The sequence below is a fragment of the Bacteroides sp. 2201st1_D9_2201SCRN_220225 genome, assembly GCF_040928965.1.
GTDB lineage: Bacteria > Bacteroidota > Bacteroidia > Bacteroidales > Bacteroidaceae > Bacteroides > Bacteroides stercoris.
The window spans coordinates 15588-32442 of sequence record NZ_JBCODG010000013.1 but is presented as its reverse complement, the minus strand read 5'-3'; the positions used below and the strand labels follow the sequence as shown (position 1 = coordinate 32442).

Annotated in this window: 16 protein-coding genes; 1 reads left to right on the top strand and 15 read right to left on the bottom strand. The window is 47.3% G+C overall.

Annotation, left to right across the window (positions count from 1 at the left end; translation table 11 throughout):
• Positions 1-141 precede the first annotated feature (141 nt).
• From AB5903_RS06150 to miaA, 7 genes are all read right to left on the bottom strand, one after another.
• Complete coding sequence (locus AB5903_RS06150; RefSeq protein ID WP_016661496.1) at positions 142-654, bottom strand: C40 family peptidase; 513 nt, start codon at positions 652-654, stop codon at positions 142-144.
• A 2-nt stretch (positions 655-656) separates the two neighbouring features.
• The gene (locus tag AB5903_RS06145; RefSeq protein WP_016661495.1) at positions 657-1415 is read right to left on the bottom strand and encodes an ABC transporter ATP-binding protein; all 759 of its coding nucleotides are present in this window, start codon (positions 1413-1415) and stop codon (positions 657-659) included.
• Positions 1416-1440: 25 nt separating this feature from the next.
• A complete protein-coding gene (locus tag AB5903_RS06140; RefSeq protein WP_005657878.1) occupies positions 1441-2928 on the bottom strand; it encodes a DUF5687 family protein in 1488 nt (495 codons plus the stop codon).
• 196 nt (positions 2929-3124) lie between these two features.
• Positions 3125-5944 carry a pitrilysin family protein gene (locus AB5903_RS06135; protein WP_016661494.1) on the bottom strand — a complete coding sequence of 940 codons (2820 nt, stop codon included), beginning with the start codon at positions 5942-5944 and terminating at the stop codon, positions 3125-3127.
• Positions 5945-6020: 76 nt separating this feature from the next.
• On the bottom strand, positions 6021-6821 hold the full coding sequence (kdsA, locus tag AB5903_RS06130; RefSeq protein WP_016661493.1) for a 3-deoxy-8-phosphooctulonate synthase: 801 nt from the start codon (positions 6819-6821) through the stop codon (positions 6021-6023).
• A 52-nt stretch (positions 6822-6873) separates the two neighbouring features.
• The gene (locus AB5903_RS06125) at positions 6874-7800 is read right to left on the bottom strand and encodes a diacylglycerol kinase family protein (RefSeq protein ID WP_005657874.1); all 927 of its coding nucleotides are present in this window, start codon (positions 7798-7800) and stop codon (positions 6874-6876) included.
• A 71-nt stretch (positions 7801-7871) separates the two neighbouring features.
• Entirely contained in the window at positions 7872-8792 is a 921-nt protein-coding gene (gene miaA, locus AB5903_RS06120) for a tRNA (adenosine(37)-N6)-dimethylallyltransferase MiaA (protein ID WP_005657872.1), read from the bottom strand.
• 540 nt (positions 8793-9332) lie between these two features.
• Here miaA and AB5903_RS06115 point away from each other — a divergent pair.
• A complete protein-coding gene (locus AB5903_RS06115) occupies positions 9333-9485 on the top strand; it encodes a hypothetical protein (RefSeq protein ID WP_155817349.1) in 153 nt (50 codons plus the stop codon).
• Positions 9486-9693: 208 nt separating this feature from the next.
• Here AB5903_RS06115 and AB5903_RS06110 read toward each other — a convergent pair whose 3' ends face one another.
• The 8 genes from AB5903_RS06110 to AB5903_RS06075 form a co-directional block, all read right to left on the bottom strand.
• Positions 9694-9966 carry a hypothetical protein gene (locus AB5903_RS06110; protein ID WP_005657865.1) on the bottom strand — a complete coding sequence of 91 codons (273 nt, stop codon included), beginning with the start codon at positions 9964-9966 and terminating at the stop codon, positions 9694-9696.
• Between the two features lie 240 nt (positions 9967-10206).
• Positions 10207-11409, bottom strand: a complete 1203-nt coding sequence (locus AB5903_RS06105) for a hypothetical protein (protein WP_005657863.1) — start codon at positions 11407-11409, stop codon at positions 10207-10209.
• A 22-nt stretch (positions 11410-11431) separates the two neighbouring features.
• Entirely contained in the window at positions 11432-12076 is a 645-nt protein-coding gene (locus AB5903_RS06100; protein WP_005657862.1) for an ATP-binding cassette domain-containing protein, read from the bottom strand.
• Between the two features lie 63 nt (positions 12077-12139).
• A complete protein-coding gene (locus AB5903_RS06095; protein ID WP_016661492.1) occupies positions 12140-13240 on the bottom strand; it encodes a DUF4836 family protein in 1101 nt (366 codons plus the stop codon).
• 6 nt (positions 13241-13246) lie between these two features.
• The gene (locus AB5903_RS06090; RefSeq protein ID WP_272710876.1) at positions 13247-13945 is read right to left on the bottom strand and encodes a 16S rRNA (uracil(1498)-N(3))-methyltransferase; all 699 of its coding nucleotides are present in this window, start codon (positions 13943-13945) and stop codon (positions 13247-13249) included.
• Positions 13946-13951: 6 nt separating this feature from the next.
• Positions 13952-14533, bottom strand: a complete 582-nt coding sequence (locus AB5903_RS06085) for a bifunctional nuclease family protein (protein ID WP_005657856.1) — start codon at positions 14531-14533, stop codon at positions 13952-13954.
• Positions 14534-14542: 9 nt separating this feature from the next.
• Positions 14543-15808 carry an MFS transporter gene (locus AB5903_RS06080; RefSeq protein WP_016661490.1) on the bottom strand — a complete coding sequence of 422 codons (1266 nt, stop codon included), beginning with the start codon at positions 15806-15808 and terminating at the stop codon, positions 14543-14545.
• A gap of 315 nt (positions 15809-16123) precedes the next feature.
• On the bottom strand, positions 16124-16855 hold a 732-nt coding region (locus tag AB5903_RS06075; RefSeq protein ID WP_368117688.1), incomplete at its 5' end, for a class I SAM-dependent rRNA methyltransferase.

Sequence of the window (16855 nt, the reverse complement as noted above, 5' to 3'; positions counted from 1 at the left end):
CGAATCGGATGATACGTAACCGGATTTCACAGATTTACTTTATTCTTCTTCTGTGAAATCCGTGTAATCCGTGCCTAAAGGACACAAATAATAAGTGAACTTTCTTTTAGGCATACCCTTTTTTTAATGTTGGATGGAGTCTTATTTCACTCTTCCGCCGCAGAGCCAGTGCTTTGTATAGTAATCTTCCTTGAGGCTGCTCACGATGACTCCTTGTCCGGTACTGGCATGAACGAATTTGCCGTCTTTCAGGTAGATGCCTACATGTGCCACTTTCTTGCGTGACGCCCGGCTGGTAAAGAATACCAAGTCGCCTTCGCGCAGGTTGCGGCGGGCTATCCTGTTGCTTTCTTTCAACTGGCCGTCCGTGCTGCGCGACAGGCGTATGCGGTAGGTTTTCTTATAAAGTTGGGATACCAGGCCGGAACAGTCCGTTCCATGTTTACTGTCGCCGCCGGCACGGTAGGGAGTGCCTATCCACTCGGCGGCATTGACGTACAGCTTGTGGTTGTCTGTCAGTCCGATATCCATACCCAGGCGTACAGAGGCTTGTGCCAATGCTTTATAGTCGAGACGGGGAGCGGCAGTATGGCAGGAACTTAAACAGAATATTAACCCGGTCAAGGCAATTATACAGGAAAAGGAGTGTTTCATATTTATTCCTCTGTAAGTGTTTCTTCTTCAGTATTAGTTTCAGTTTCAATGTTTTCTTCGACACTGACATTGAAATAAGCTTCCAATTCTTTTTCGGCTGAATTGTTTTCGTTCTGTATATCACGGATAATGACTCCGTGTTCCAACAGGGCGATGCGCGGACATACATCTACCGTATGATTGAGGTTGTGGCTGGAAATGATGACGGTTGCTTTGTGTTCCTCGTTATATTTTTTCAGCAGTTGTTTAATGATGGACTGCGAACTGGGGTCGAGGAAGTTGAAAGGTTCGTCAAGTATCAGTAGTTGCGGATGATGCAGCATGGCGGAGATGATGCCTATCTTTTGCTTGTTTCCGGCGGAGAAGTTGCGTATGAATTTCTTTTGTCCCATGACTTCACCGTTCATGAAACGCTCGAAAGGAGCGATGCGTCCGTCTACTTCTTCTTTTTTAAGTCCGTACATCTTGCCGATGAAGTAGAAGTATTCCTCCGGCGTAAGATAGTCTATCAGGAAACCGTCGTCTATGAAAGCGCCGGTAAAGTTTTTCCAGTCTTCGCTTTTGCATACGTCTATATCATTGATGGTGACCTTTCCGCGGTCGGCTTGCAGCAAATCCAATATCAGCCGGAAAAGGGTGGTCTTTCCGGCTCCGTTGTTTCCTACCAAGCCCAGCATATCACCTTGATTGATGAGGTAGTTGTCGATATTTACGGCGGTCTTTTCGCCGAACTTCTTTTGCAAATTACTTATCTGAATCATAGCCATAAATCTTAAATTGTAAATCTTACTGTCTGCTGTCTCTAAATCCTTCCATGTTCTTATAGCGCCGCTTCATAAAGCGGTGGTATACATTCTTCAGCCAGAAGCGGGATGTCAATATAAAACCCGCACCGATGGCAATCAATATCCAGGCTGTAACTGTGGGGCCGAAAAAGGTTGTCAGCATAAAATTCATAAGCAGAGGTACGCCGAATGCCGCTCCGGAAATCAGATTCTGCAATCCGGTTCCCATGTTCTGGCGGTTGGTCATTTTGGCGTTCAAATCCACTGTCCTGTTATTGTATACGGCCAATTGGAACAGGCAGAAATATACACAGCCTGCAACAAATACAGCCCAACCGATGCAACTCAGTACAGCCAGTTTGCCGGTTGCCATAGCCGGTATCATCAGGAACAGGGGGATGAGTATGGCGATGCTGTACAGAATATATTTGGCACGCAGCAGTGTGTAGATGGACTCCTTGCGGCTCATCAGCCCGTCGATGTAGTTGCCTTCGTAACTCATCAGGCTTGATAAAAACAGAATGCCGAAAATCACAAAGTTGTAAACCAGGATAAAGCTTTTCATACCTTGTCCGTCGTATGCTTCGGTGAAGCTCAGAATGCAGGTAAATGAAATCACTACCAGGAATACTGTGCGCAGGGCTGTCTTGCAGACTTTATTGCGCAATAACATTTTCAGTTCCAGCCGCATGTATTCGCCAATCTCTCCGTAGCGGTCCAAAAATTTGTATTCGGATACATGCTTTACCTTGGTGTCTTCTACTTTATTGATTTCGTTATAAATCAATTTTATCATCACTCTGCGATTGATGAACCACAGCACTACGATAGCTGCAAATACTCCGGTGAAGGTGAGAAGATGTCCGAGGATAAAGCCTTCTCCTAAGTCGACGGACCAGTCGAATAGCGGACTGTTGTCCGGTACTAACATTCCGGCAGCGATACTCCCGTATGCCAGTATAGGCAGGATTATCCACCAGACGCGTTCGTTCATCAATGTCCGGCATAGCAGGAACCAGTAATTGTTGAGCACCATCAATAACCATATTCCGATACTATAGGTCAGTACACCCGTTATGCCGTAAAATCTGGTGATGCTGATGATGGCGAACGGAACGAAGAAGAACAGCCATATCAGGTTGAAGCCGTTCAATCCGGAACGTATCAGCAGGGAGTCGATAAGACGGTTGCGTTTTACCGGTAACAGCAGATAGGGCTTTACCTCTTGGGCAGGCGTTTTCTGAAATGGAAAACGCATCAGGAAATCCAGGCAGAGGATAAATATGAGCCCGCTGTTCAGGACATGATATGCTTCGGTTGCCCCGTCGTTGAAAGCAAAGGCAAAACTCGTTCCGAAGAATACCAGATAACCGGCCCAGAATACAGCCATGAAGTACATCCAGAATTTTCCGAATTTATTCTTCTCGTACATCGGGTTTCGCTTGGCTGCCAACTTTCCGTGCTTGCGTAATTCTATAAAGAGGTTCATAATGGATAGATGGTTAATGTATATGAAAAAGGCTGCGCTGCTTCACGAACAACGCAGCCTTTTGAAAACTGTGACTTTGGTTGTGAGTTGAAAAATCAGACTGCTGATAGTACGGTTTGTAAAGAGCTACTTTACGCCTCTAAAGGTCAACTCTGCAACGCTAAAGGTCTACTTTACGACTCCTGATGCAGACCCCCTATTTCTTTTCGGGGCTGATCATTGAAACGGTGATTTGGTTCTTCTGCTTCAGGAGTTCGTTGGCAAATTTCTGGATATCTTTTGCTGTGATTCCATTGACAATCTGCTCGTAATCCTTTATCGGATTGATACCGGTATAGAGATATTCGTCTATGCTGTTCAGCCAGTAACCGTTTTCTTTCAGATTTTCGTTATGTTTCTTCAGCATGTACTCTTTCACTTTGTTCAGGCTGGCTTCATCGGGACCGTTTTTGGCGAAAGCTTCCGCTTCGGCATAGATAATCTTCATCAGCTTGTCCTGCTTGTCGGGAGCTGTATTGAAGAAGATTTGCAGAACGGCTCTTTCCGTAGGATATTTAACAAGTTGTCCCATAGGATATACACCATAAGTACCACCTTCATCTTCACGTACTTTCTCCGTATAGATTAAGTTCAGGAGCTGGTCGGTCATACTCATGAGAATATCGTTGCGGAGCGTGTATGCGCAAGTACCGCTGTAAGAGATGAAGTTATTAACCTTCGGAGTCTCTTGCTGACGGATAAACTCGTTCTTATAGATTCCTTTGCGCATTTCGATGTGGTTGTCCTTGAATGTTTCTTTGCGGTTGATAGAGGGTAATGCACCCAGATAAGATTCAATCAGAGGTTTCACGGCTTCCACATCGACGTTTCCTACTAAAATAAAGGTAAAGTCGCTGGCGTCTTTGAAACGGTCCTGATACATGGAAAGAATCTTGTCATAATCCATCTTGTCTACCATGTCGGCTTTCATTCTCAGAGTTCTGGGGTGCTTCATGTAAAGAGTGGACGTGATGGAGTCGCTGAACGAAGAATTCGGGTTCAGGTCCATGTTCTGCAATTCGGCCTTGCTGCGGTTTTTATAAGATGCAAAAGCATTGTCGTCACGTCTTGGAGCTGTGAAAGTCAGATAGGTGAGCTGCATCATTGTCTCAAAGTCTTTGGGTGAGCAACTGCCCGTTACGGCTTCTGTCTTATCGCCGATTCCGTAGTTTACGGAAGCTTTTTTACCGGCCAGCACTTTTTCCAGTTCAATAGCGCTGAAATTGCCAAGACCGCCTAATGCTACTGCATCCAATCCGTTGATATTGATGATTTCCGAGTCGGGGAAGAGTGAGCTACCACCCATACTTACACCTTTCATACGAATTTCATCGGCTTTGAAATCTGTCTTTTTGATGATAACCTTAACTCCGTTGGACAGTGTCAGCATAGTAGTTCCGAAGATATCGTCTTTCTTTTCAGATACGATTTTACCGCCTTTCGGGGCTTCTTTCATCAAGGGCTCGTTAGAAACTTTATCTACATACGGAGTAAGTTTCTCTGATTTTACCGCTTTCAGAAGGTTCTTGATAGCGTCCTCTGTAGGGAGCTTTAAGCCTTCTTTCTCAGGACCGAACAGGGCTACCACCTGGTTGCTGTCTGTCACCATTTGCTGCATCATCTGGTTCAGGGCGGTTACGGGAATAGCCGGTGCTATCTGGTTGATGATGGTATATTCGTTGGCAATGCCCGGGATAGGTTCGTTGTCGAGGAAGTGACGGACATATTCCTTTACATAGCTTTCATTCTTACGCTTGTCGCGTTCCTGGAAAGCCGATTCCAGATGGCGCAGATATTCTGCACGGGCACGGCTGTACTCGGTTTCGGTAAAGCCGAATTGGCGTGCACGCTCGATTTCGCGGAGAACGGTTGAGATACCGTTTTCAATGGCATCTTCCTTGCAGACTACAATTCCGGTAAAAGCATCCTTGGTCTTGGCCACGAAGAAGTCATCGTCATAGGTTGCAGCATAGATATAAGGCGGGTTAGCTGCCTGGAGCAATTCGTTCAGACGTGCATTCAACATGTTGGTAATCAGTGTTGCTGCATAGTCTTGCATCAGATAACCCACGTTGCTTTTCTCCTCTCTGGGAGTTGTTTCGTGCTTATTGAAGATAAAGGTTTGCACATAAGGCTGTTCCTTGTCACGTGCAACCAATATGATAGGTTCTTTATTATCGTTTACCGGGTAGTATTCGCGTTTGGCACCATTGGGCTGGGCGGGAATATCTGCAAACATCTTCTTAATCAGGGCTTCAGTGGCATCTACGTCAACGTCACCTACCACCATGATACCTTGTAAGTCGGGACGGTACCACTTTTCATAGTAGTCTCGTAAAGTCTGAGGCTTGAAGTTCATTACAACGTCCATAGTTCCGATAGGGAAGCAGTTGGCGTATTTTGTTCCGGCAAACATGGCGGGAAGCATTTTCTCCTGAAAACGTTGCATGGCACTCATGCGGGTACGCCATTCTTCATTGATAACGCCGCGTTCCTTGTCTATTTCTTTGGGATCCAGAGTAAGGTCGTTGCTCCAGTCGTGAAGAATCAGCAGACAAGAGTCGATAGCACCCGGAGTATTGACCGGTACATTGGAAATGTTATAAACCGTTTCGTCTATGGACGTGTAGGCATTCAGGTTTTCACCGAACTTCACGCCGATACGTTCCAGGTATTGTATCAGGGACTTTCCGGGGAAGTGAGTCGTTCCGTTGAAACACATGTGTTCCAGGAAGTGGGCAAGACCGCGCTGGTTGTCCTCTTCTTGTATGGAGCCTACTTTTTGGGCAATGTAGAAGTCGGCGCGGTTAGCCGGAAGACTGTTTTTACGGATGTAATAGGTCAACCCGTTGTCCAGCTTACCGATACGTACATCCTGATCGATAGGAATAGGCGGCAGTTGTTGCGCAGATACCTGTTGGAAGTTGCAGCATACGATTAATGCGGCAATCCATAAGTTACGTAATAAATGTTTCATCATTATTTGATTTTAAAATGTTTTTGCCTTATCTGTCGAAGTGATAAATAATAAATCACAAAAGAGTCTTGTTTTTTTATTTGATTGCTTCCCGGATACGTACTAATCTGGTTAAAAGTCCTTCCAGTAAATCCAGTTTCAGCATATTGGCACCGTCACTTTTGGCTACGGCGGGATTTTCGTGTGTTTCGATGAACAAACCGTCTGCGCCTACTGCGATGCCTGCCTTTGCTATGGTTTCAATCAGTTGAGGCATACCGCCTGTAACGCCGCTGGTTTGGTTGGGTTGTTGCAGGGAGTGGGTGACGTCCAGTATGACGGGGAAGCCGAAGGTTTGCATTTCCGGTATTCCGCGATAGTCTACTACGAGGTCTTGATAGCCGAAGGTTGTCCCGCGTTCGGTAATCATCACGTTCTTATTGCCGGCTTCCACCACCTTGTCTGCTGCGAATTGCATGGCAAGCGGAGAGAGGAACTGTCCTTTCTTTATATTGACGGTCTTGCCGGTCTTGGCTGCGGCTACCAGCAGGTCGGTTTGTCTGCAAAGGAAAGCAGGGATTTGCAGAATATCTACATATTCGGCTGCCATGGCAGCTTCTTCGGCGGCATGGATGTCTGTTACGGTGGGTACTCCGAATGTGTCGTGCACTTTTTTTAGGATTTTCAGGGCTTTTTCGTCACCTATACCCATGAAAGAGTCCAGACGCGAGCGGTTGGCTTTACGGTACGAGCCTTTGAATACGTAAGGAATCTGCAGTTTGTCGGTAATAGCTACTACGCGTTCGGCAATGCGCATTGCCATGTCTTCTCCTTCAATAACACAAGGACCTGCCAGCAGAAAGAAGTTTCCGGCAGGATTATTTTTCAGTTCAATCATACGTTTTTTTGAATTATGAGTTATGGATTACGAGCTATGAAAAGTTCATATCTCAGTTGGGTATAATCAATGTTATCGCTTCGTGCAGCACACCAATGTCCAATGGAAAATGCCGGTCGAGGATACGTCCGTCCAAATCGACGGAAGCATTTTGTGCACGTAACACCTTTATCTTTTGGGTACGGTAGGGTTTTACCACTTTATGGTTTAGAATCCGTCCTTCCATCAACATCCATATTCCCGAAAAGAGTTGCAACAGTTCGGGGCGGTAGATAACCGATACATCCAGCCAGCCATTGTAAGGTACTGCACTGGGTGCCTGTCCGTATCCCCATGCACTGCCTATGCACACCGTCATAATGCGCCCGCGTATATGCTCGCCGTTTATTTTAAGGTGCATACGATATAACTTCCGTTCAAAAATCAAGGAGATGAATGCCATAAAATAAGAAAGGAACTTTACCCCCCAGAAGCGCTTGCATTGGTCGGTGATTTTTACAATGCGGGCTCCAAGACCGATATTGATGGCATTCAGGAAATAGCGGGTCATGTGTTTTTGGCCGTCATAGTAATAACATGTGCCGACATCTATTTTACGGCGACGGTTATTTATGATACAATCTACGGCTTCCTTGTATTCCGAACTCATTTCCCAATATTTGGCAAAGTCATTGCCGATGCCATTGGGGATAATGCCGATAGCGATGTTCTCTTTATCTTCCGCGTTGGAAAGCATTATGCCGTTGATTGCATCGTTCAGTGCACCGTCACCTCCTACAACGACAATGGTGCGGTAACCGTTGTTGGCAAGTATGCCTGCCAGACGTTCTACGGAGCCGAACCCTTCGGACTGCACATAATCGTAAGACACGCCTTTGCTGTCCATATATGCTTTAATCTCTTTCCACCGTTTCTGCACTTTGCGCGTTCCGGCTTTGGGGTTATAGATTACGCCCCATTTATCGGGTTCTACACTCATATATCCGTTTCTTTCAATCGGTCCAACATTTTCATAAATCTGCCGCTTAAGCGGTGTTGCCGTCAAAGATACTAAATCTCTTTGAGTTTTGACTTTACAAAAGCTATCTTTTCTTCCATGGGCCACCGGGCGTCCATCCAATGGATAGTAAAGCCTCGTCTTTCCATCCCCCGGAACCAGGTCATCTGGCGTTTGGCAAATTGGTGGATGGCTATTTCCAGTTGGCTGAACATTTCATCATAGGTCAGCTTGCCAATGACGTAAAGTGTCAGATACTTGTATTCCAGTCCGTAGTAAATGAGGTCGTCGGGACAAATGCCTGAATCTATCAACCGGCGTACTTCATCTACCATTCCTTCGTCCAATCGTTGGCGCAGGCGACGGGTAATTTTCTCACGCCGAAGTTCCCGGTCTATGTCTACGCCGATGATGAGACTGTTCAGTTGTGGAAATGAGCGCGCGTCTATCGGAGTATGAGCATAATATTCTTCGATTTCAATGGCGCGGATGGCCCGTTTCACGGTATCTACATCCGTTGTATTGTGCAGGCTCTTATAGGTTTGCAATATTTCGGTAAGCTCTTCCAGTGATTTATTGGCCAGGCGGTTGCGCAATTCCGGATTCTCGGGTACAGGCAGTAGTTTGTATCCCTTGAGTACGGATTCCAAATACATTCCCGTTCCGCCGCATACAATGGGCAGGCAGCCTTTTTGTTTAATGCTTTCATAGGCGGTTAGGAAATCGCGTTGGTATTCAAATACATTGTATTTATATCCCGGGTCGGCTATATCAATAAGGTGGTAAGGTACTTGTCTGCCGTTTACAATGTAGTCGGCCAGGTCTTTTCCTGTACCGAGATCCATGCTCCGGTATATTTGCCGGGAGTCGGCACTGATGATTTCCGTATTGAGTTCTGCTGCCAACGCGGCGGCAAATGGAGTTTTGCCGGATGCTGTAGGGCCTAATATGGCGATTAAATCATAGTCAGGCATATACTAAGTATTTGTAATTCGTTTACAAAGATAATGCAATTTGCGGGTAGATAAAAAGAACCGGTTCATTTTATTCTGTGAGGATATAATTTCTCTTTACATTTAAAGCGTATATCTGAAAAAGGAAGTAAAAAAAACGTCCTTCTTCTTAAAAGGTGTTATAAAACATATCTTTTCCTTTGGATAATTTGCAGATTTAGCAAATGTCCGTATCTTTGCAATGTGTTTTTCATAGTATTAGATTTAAGGTTAACAAAGGTTGGAGTACAGCGGTACTCCTTTTTTTTGCTCTATACTTTCCTTATGCTGTTCTGGAAAAGACGGAATGAGTGGTATTGGGACAACCTTTGGATGAGGCTGTCAAAGTTACGCTGGATTACAAAGTTCCCGTAACGGCAGCCATCTTTATTGTTCCTTGCAGAAAAAATGGAATAGACAAACTGTTTTAACAGTTGAAACAGTTATCTTTCCCAAAAAATACGGAATGAACCGCCGCCCCGGTAATATCGGTTTGAAAGCAGAAAGGATGCTAAAAAGTTCTTGATTATTGAGTGTGCGAGGCAGGTTGTGCGTATTCCTTTTCAAAACGAAGTAGATATTTTCCGTAGCCGTAAAGAACGCGGCGGAGAGAAGATGCGCGATTTGAAAGAGGCAGTGACAAATGAATTCATTAGCAATGTAAGCGTAAAATAACCCAAGCTCAACCGGCAAATAATGGTACATTTGTCATCACTCGTCACTTTTGACTTCAATTAGCTGATTATATGGGAGTTGTACGGTTATAAGACACCTTATAACCGTGACGACCAAACATCGGTCGTCACCGCTTTTGGGCTACATTCCGTTGCTTTTTATTTAGTAATGCATTGATTAACAGCTTTAAAAACGTCTTGTACGTTCCTTATTCCAATATTGTTAAAATACCTTTTTCCATCGGCAGATTGAGGTCGTCCAGCGTATTGTCCTGCATAAGTCCCGTAATTCCACTGTAATTCTTGCGTATAAATTCGGATATTCTCCACGGGCTGTTCGGGGAAAGCCGGAAGATAAACAGCGCTTTGCTTCGTTGTTTTTGTTTGTCCGGACCCTGCAAAATGTCGTTATGCTTATGGTAAAACCCCGTTTTGCAGTTGCAGGCCCGGCGGTTGCCGGTTGCGGGCTGTCGGGCCCGCATATGCAGGCTCTTCGGCCCGCAACTGCAAAACGAAGTTTTACACCTTGCAAAGGCATAAAATCCATGAGGGAAAGCGGGGTTTTCAACGGTTTGTTTTCTGATTATTCCCGGTTGTTTCAGGGGTGGACACGAGGGATAAATCTCAAAACAAGAGGGGATTGCTTGCTTTCAGTCTGCTTTGATACGTACTTTGTGGAGCCTGAGAGATAGCTGCACCTGCAATATAAGTCACCGGTCCGCTTATCTTCCTTTCCAAATACTCATGATTTTTCTACGTATCATTACAATATTCAATGAAGATACTGCGAGGCATAGCAGGCAACCTGCTGTCCAGCATGGGAGCAGTGTCCCCGTCTCCAATTGCGGAAAGAGCGTGCCGATAATTTCCGTATAGTAACTGCGCACCCATGCCACTCCGCCGACAGACAATACCAGTACCGCCAGATTCAAGCCGCAGGTCAGGATATTGTAGGGAAGCGCCACACGATTGGGGCTATAGCCTATCAGAAGCAGATTTTCCAATTTTACGGTATTCTTTTGCAACAGCAGGAAGATGCTTAACATCAGGATATAAAAGGATAAAATGCTGATGAATAATCCTACTCCCATGACGATACCGGTGATGAGGCGCAGGAAATGCGTCGTTTTTCCGGCATCCAGTCCGTCGCCTTCGGGTTCATAGTGCTGCTGTTGGAAATAGTCGCTGACGGCTGTGTCGGCAGGATTCTTTACCTCGACGATGAGGCGGGAAGGCCGGGCTTCTTTGCCGGGGGCGAAACGTTGGTTTGCCCAGTCCATGAATGCCTGGGGAACAAGAATTGTATTCAGGCGGTTGGAGAACCCTACAATCTTACCTTTGAACTGCTCTGCACGTCCGTTGCCCCGTAGCATGATGTCCATCTGTATCAGGCTCATGAGGCCTTCGGAGAGTTTCGGCAGGTTACGGCTTTGTGCAAATCCGAAGTTATACAGATTCAGGTAATTGCGGGGAATGATGATGGGAATGACTTGGGCGGACTCGTCAAAATGCCAGTTATCCAGGCTGACATCTACATATTCGTCGGGTACGGACTCGAAAAACATTTCGGTGGAAAGATGTATTCCGGCTTCCTGCATGCCTAAGCCTGCGGATACTTTAAACAAGGAAGGGGTGAAGGCGCCCACGCTTTCGGTGAAAGACTGTTCTTTCATCTCTTCGATTTCCTTGGGGGAGAAGGTGTTGCTTCTTCCGGTAAAACTGCCGAGTGCGCTGATTTTCTTTGTGGCGATGATATAATTCTTTTTCATGAAGCTGTCTCCCTGCGTGAAAACGGGGAGTACATCCCGGTAGAATTGTACGCTCAGTAATACAATCAGCATGCCGAAGAGGTTGGCGAGGAAAAAGCCGGTCAACTGGCCTATACTGATATGTTGGCGGAGAAGTTTCCAAACAAGTCTGTTCATGGTGCGGATAATGGTTTATGCGTTATAGGCGGAAGGTTTCATCGTATTCGAGCTCCAGGTGCTTCCCGATGGATGTGACAATAATGCCTGCTCCCTGCTTGCCCGCCTCTTCCATGAGCAACCGGCTCATTATGGCACTGTTGTCGTTGTCCAGGTGGCTGATGGGTTCGTCCAGGAAGATAAAGTCGAACGGCTGGCAAAGGCTGCGGATAAAAGCGACGCGTTGCTGCTGCCCGAAGGAAAGCTTGCCGGCTCTTTCGTCGGTTTTGTCGGGAATGCCGGTTGCTTCGAAAAGGGCGAGAATTTCTTTTTTCTTCTTATGGTTGGTCAGGCGGTTCTTTAACAAGACGTTCTCAAGGGCGGTCAGCTCGGGGAAGATACGCAGTTCCTGGAAAAGGATGCTGAGCGAATGTTTCCTTACATCTGCCCATTCGCCGACGGAGAATGAGCGGATGTTGCGTCCGTCGAAACTGATGATGCCCTGATAGTCGCGCCGATACCCGTAGATATAGCTGCACAAGGAGGATTTTCCGGTGCCGGAGGAAGCCTCTATCAGATAGCGCTTTCCTTTGTCGAACACGATGTCCTGATGCCACACCTGTGAAATGACGGTGTCACGGGCGGCAAAGACCTGGGGCAGGGTATGCTGTAAATGAATGTGGTCCATTACTTATGATTTACAAATTACGCATTGCGTGCTGAATATGAATCGCTGAATGCCGGCTGCCGGTTACATCCCTATGAACAACTTGGCAAAGTCGGTAAGCTGTTTCAGGGCGTTCTCGTTCTTTTCGTTCAGAACGACCGTAAAGTTGGTCCGGTTCTTGTCTCCCCGCAGGTTCAGCTCTTCTATTTTCATAATCAGTTGATAGAGGATGTTGACTTCCGGTTCGTTCGGAGCATATTCCATAAGCACCCGCAGGTTGCTTAAAGTAAGCAATTCGTTGCTGGTCAATGAAATGTTGAAGGCTCGTCCGTGCATCATGTTCAGCATGGCCTGTTGCAGCTCCCGCGAATTTTGAGGGTGGAAAGGCTGGTTGCTTTCTTTGGTATTTCCTTTGAAATCGGCGTTTTGCAGGGTAGCGTATATACGTCCGTTTTCAAACAGGACATAACCCAACAGTTGCGTGCCGTGCGGCCAGGTCAGTACACCGCGAACGTCCATGGGGAGGGCATCGGGAGTTGCCAGCAGGCGTATGTCTCCTTTTTGCTGCATCATCGGGGCGAAGTATTTGCCGGTGCGGATGCTTTTGTCGGCAGGTTGTTGCATGAGGGCGGTGATGGCGGGTTGCAGCTTCTTCAACTGTTCCGTACTGCCGCCGTAAACTCCCAGCAGAGTGCCGTCGTTGTAGGCAAGCAGTACTCCTGCGTCTTTTATTTCAACGCTCCGGTAACCGCCGGCCTCGACCGGGGCGGTGCACAACTGTTCCTGGACAAGCAGCCGGAGCATGGCTTCAAACTTCTTTAAATCGGCAATTTTCAGGGTGATTGCCGTGTTGTGCAGCGTAGGGGCTTCGAATACGTAGAGCGGGGCGTTCCAGTCTATCCCGCTTTCGGCAGGGTCTTTCAGAAGAGTTTCCGCTTCTTGTTTCAGGTTGGCGCTCCCGCCTTCAAGGAGCAGCCCCAGGAACTTCTGCAAGGTGGCCCGGCTGTCTGAGGTATTCAATCCGGCTTTATCGACGATGCTTTTTAGGTCGAGTGCCGCCACTTCTGTGGCATTGGCGGGGATTACATGCGTGTATTCTGTTTTTTGCCCGGTTTCGCTGCATGAGCTCAGGCATAGCACTGTTAATAAAACCGGCAGCAAATAGAAGGAAATACTCTTTCTCATATCGTATTATTGGTTTTGTAGATTCAATATGTGGCAGGCTACGAGTGCCGCCGTTTCAGTGCGCAGTCGGGAACGGCCGAGGCTGATGGGCTCGAATCCGTTTTCAATGGCCTGTTTCACCTCTTCTTCACTGAAGTCGCCTTCCGGTCCGATAAGCACCAGCGCGTCTTCTCCTTTACGGACAACATCTTTCAATAAAGGTTTTTCTCCTTCGTAACAATGCGCGATGAATTTACGGCCTTCGAAAGGCTGGCTGATGAACCGGTTGAAGTCGGTCATTCCGTTCAGGCGGGGCAGGCGTGCTTTCAGCGACTGCTTGATGGCGGATACCAGTATCTTGGCAATGCGCTCCGTTTTGATTATTTTACGTTCGGAAAAACGGCAGTTCAGGAAAGTCAGTTCGTCAAAGCCTATTTCGGTGGCTTTCTCTGCAAACCATTCCGTGCGGTCCATATTCTTGGTGGGAGCCATTGCAATGTGCAGGTGTCCGCTCCATAAAGGCGCTTGGGGGATGGTTTCAAGTATGTTGACAAGGCAACGCTTGGTCGTGGCGGTACTGATTTCCGCACGGTAGAAGTTGCCTTTGCCGTCGGTCAGCGTTACCTCGTTGCCTGTTTGCAGCCGCAGTACGCGGACTGCGTGAGCGGCTTCTTCTTCGGGCAGTTCGGCTTGCGATTGTATGTCGGGGGTGTAGAATACGTGCATGATTGTTTATGGTTTCTTATGCTGGTTGATAATATCCCTTAGTTGTGCAGCCCGTTCGTAGTCTTCTGCGTCTATGGCGTTTTGAAGGGCTTCCTTTAATTGTTTCAGGGTCTTTTTCCGTGTAGCGGCATCTGCGGCGGCATCATCCGTCTGTTGGGTGGGAGTGATGCTGTGCTCTGTTTTCAGGCATTCGGCTTCTAAAATATCATCGTATATGAAAATGGGGGCATCCATGCGCAAGGCGAGGGCCACGGCATCGCTGGTACGTGCGTCGATGCGCAGGATGGTCTCTTCCGTTTTCATATAGAGGTAAGAATAGAAAACACCGTTGTCCACTTTGTAAATAAGCACGCGCAGCAAGGTTGCCCCCAGTACCTTGAGAACTGAGGCAAACAGCGTATGCGTCAGCGGCCGGGGAGGAACGATGCCTCTCATTTCAATCATCATGGATTGTGCCTCGGCACTGCCTATGATAACCGGCAGTTGCCGCATGCCGTTTATCTCGCCCAGCACCATGGCATAAGCGCCGGCCTGTGCCTGGCTGTTTGAGATATTCAATACTTGCAGCTCAATCTTTTTTTTGTTCATCGGCTGTAGTTACTTTAAATCTTCCGGATGGTGTTTGTACTTGAATACGATGGCAAACACCACTGCTACGGTCAGCGCGTAGATTGCAAATACGTACCATGCCGATTGCCATTGCGCTATCTGCGGGACATTGCTGTTGAAATCTACAAAGTGATTCACTACCGCCTGTGCACCCAGTGTGCCGATAGTGGCACCGAAACCGTTTGTCATGATAACGAACAGTCCCTGTGCGCTGGAACGGATGCCCCGGTCGGTCTCTCTGTCAACAAACAGCGAACCGGATATGTTGAAGAAATCGAATGCCACACCGTACACAATCATGGAAAGTACAAACATCCATACGCCGCTTCCGGGATTGCCCATGCCGAAGAGCCCGAAGCGCAATACCCATGCCAGCATGGCAATCAGCATCACCTGCTTGATGCCGAAGCGTTTCAGGAAGAAAGGTATCAGCAGGATGCAGAGTGTTTCGGATATTTGCGACAGCGAAATCAGTATGTTGGCATGTTGCACTCCGAAAGTGCCGGCATATTCGGGAATACTGCCGAAACTGCTGATGTAGGGATTGGCAAATCCGTTGGTAATCTGCAAGGAAACGCCCAGCAGCATGGAGAAAATGAAGAAAACAGCCATTTTCTTCTGCTTGAATAGCGTAAAGGCGCGTAAGCCCAGTGCCTCTACCAATGATTTGGCATTGTCGCCCTTGCTGGTGGGGCATTCCGGCAGGGTCAGCGCATATACGCCATACGCTACTCCGATGATGGCGCAGGCAAAGAACTGCCCGTAATTATTTTGCAGTCCGAGCAGGTCCACCACCCACATGGAGCAAATGAATCCGATTGTGCCGAAAATACGTATGGGAGGGAATGTCCTGATGGTATCCAGTCCGGCTTTGTCGAGTGCGGTGTAGGCCACGGAGTTCGACAATGCCAATGTAGGCATATAGAAAGCAACGCTTAGCGAGTAAAGTGTGAACAGAGTACCGAAATCTACCTCAGCACCTTTCGTCATGCCGTAGTATCCGGCTGCGGCCATGAACAGGGCTGCGGTGAAGTGACTGAAGCTTAACAGCTTTTGTGCCGGTATCCAGCGGTCGGCAATGATGCCGAGAACGGCAGGCATAAACAACGATACGATTCCCTGCATGGCGTAAAACATACCGATGTGCTCGTGCAGGCCTACGTTTACCAGGTAACTGCCCATTGATGTGAGGTATGCTCCCCACACGGCAAACTGTAGGAAATTCATAATGATTAAGCGAATCTTGATGCTCATAATGCTTTCTATAAATTAACGTGTCTTTCGAAGTTGAACTAATTAATAAAACGCAAATGTAGACAAATTATCGGAAAAGGCGATGTATAAAGCATCAAAAAAAGGGAAGGCGGGAGGTATAAAAAAAAGAAGGCTATCTATCCCAGACAGCCAATCTTTATTAACCTTAAATCTAATACCATGAAAAACACGGTGCAAAGATAAAGGGATTTATGTTATAAAACATAATGTTTTGCTTGTTTTCTTTAGTATATTAACAATGTTTAGTACATGAAGGGCTTTTTCTGTCCTTCCTGTACAGAAGCCGGTTCCTGCTTATTCCACGTATAGCACAAGCCCTTTCAGGTATTCGCCTTCGGGGTGGTAGATGCTTACCGGGTGGTCGGCGGGCTGCGTCAACTGGTGCAGGATGCGCACGCTGCGGCCGGACATGGCAGCGGCGGTGAATACGGCAGTGCGGAAATTCTCTTTGCTGACAGCCTGCGAACAGGAGAATGTGAAAAGTATACCTCCCGGTTTGATTTTCTCGAAAGCTTTGACGTTGAGTTTCCGATAGCCTTGCAGGGCGTTGCGCAGGGCATCGCGGTGCTTGGCAAATGCCGGCGGGTCCAGAATGATAAGGTCGTATTGGTCGCCCATGCGGTCAAGGTACTTAAAGGCATCCTCTGCATAGGCTGCATGACGGTTGTCGCCGGGAAAGTTCAATTCGATATTCTTGTTGGTCAGGTCGATGGCTTTGGCCGAGCTGTCTACGGAATGTACCAGTGTGGCATTGCCGCGCATGGCGTAAACCGAAAAACCGCCGGTATAGCAGAACATGTTCAGCACACTGCGGCCGTTGGCATAGCGTTCCAGCAGTGAACGGTTCTCGCGCTGGTCTACAAAGAAACCGGTTTTCTGGCCTTTCAGCCAGTCGATATGGAATTTCAGACCGTATTCCATGGCGATGTTATCCGCGCTTCCCCCTTTCAGGAAACCGTTTTCAGGATAGAGGTCGGCTTTGAAGGGGAGTGTCGTTTCGGATTTATAGTATATATTGTCTATTTG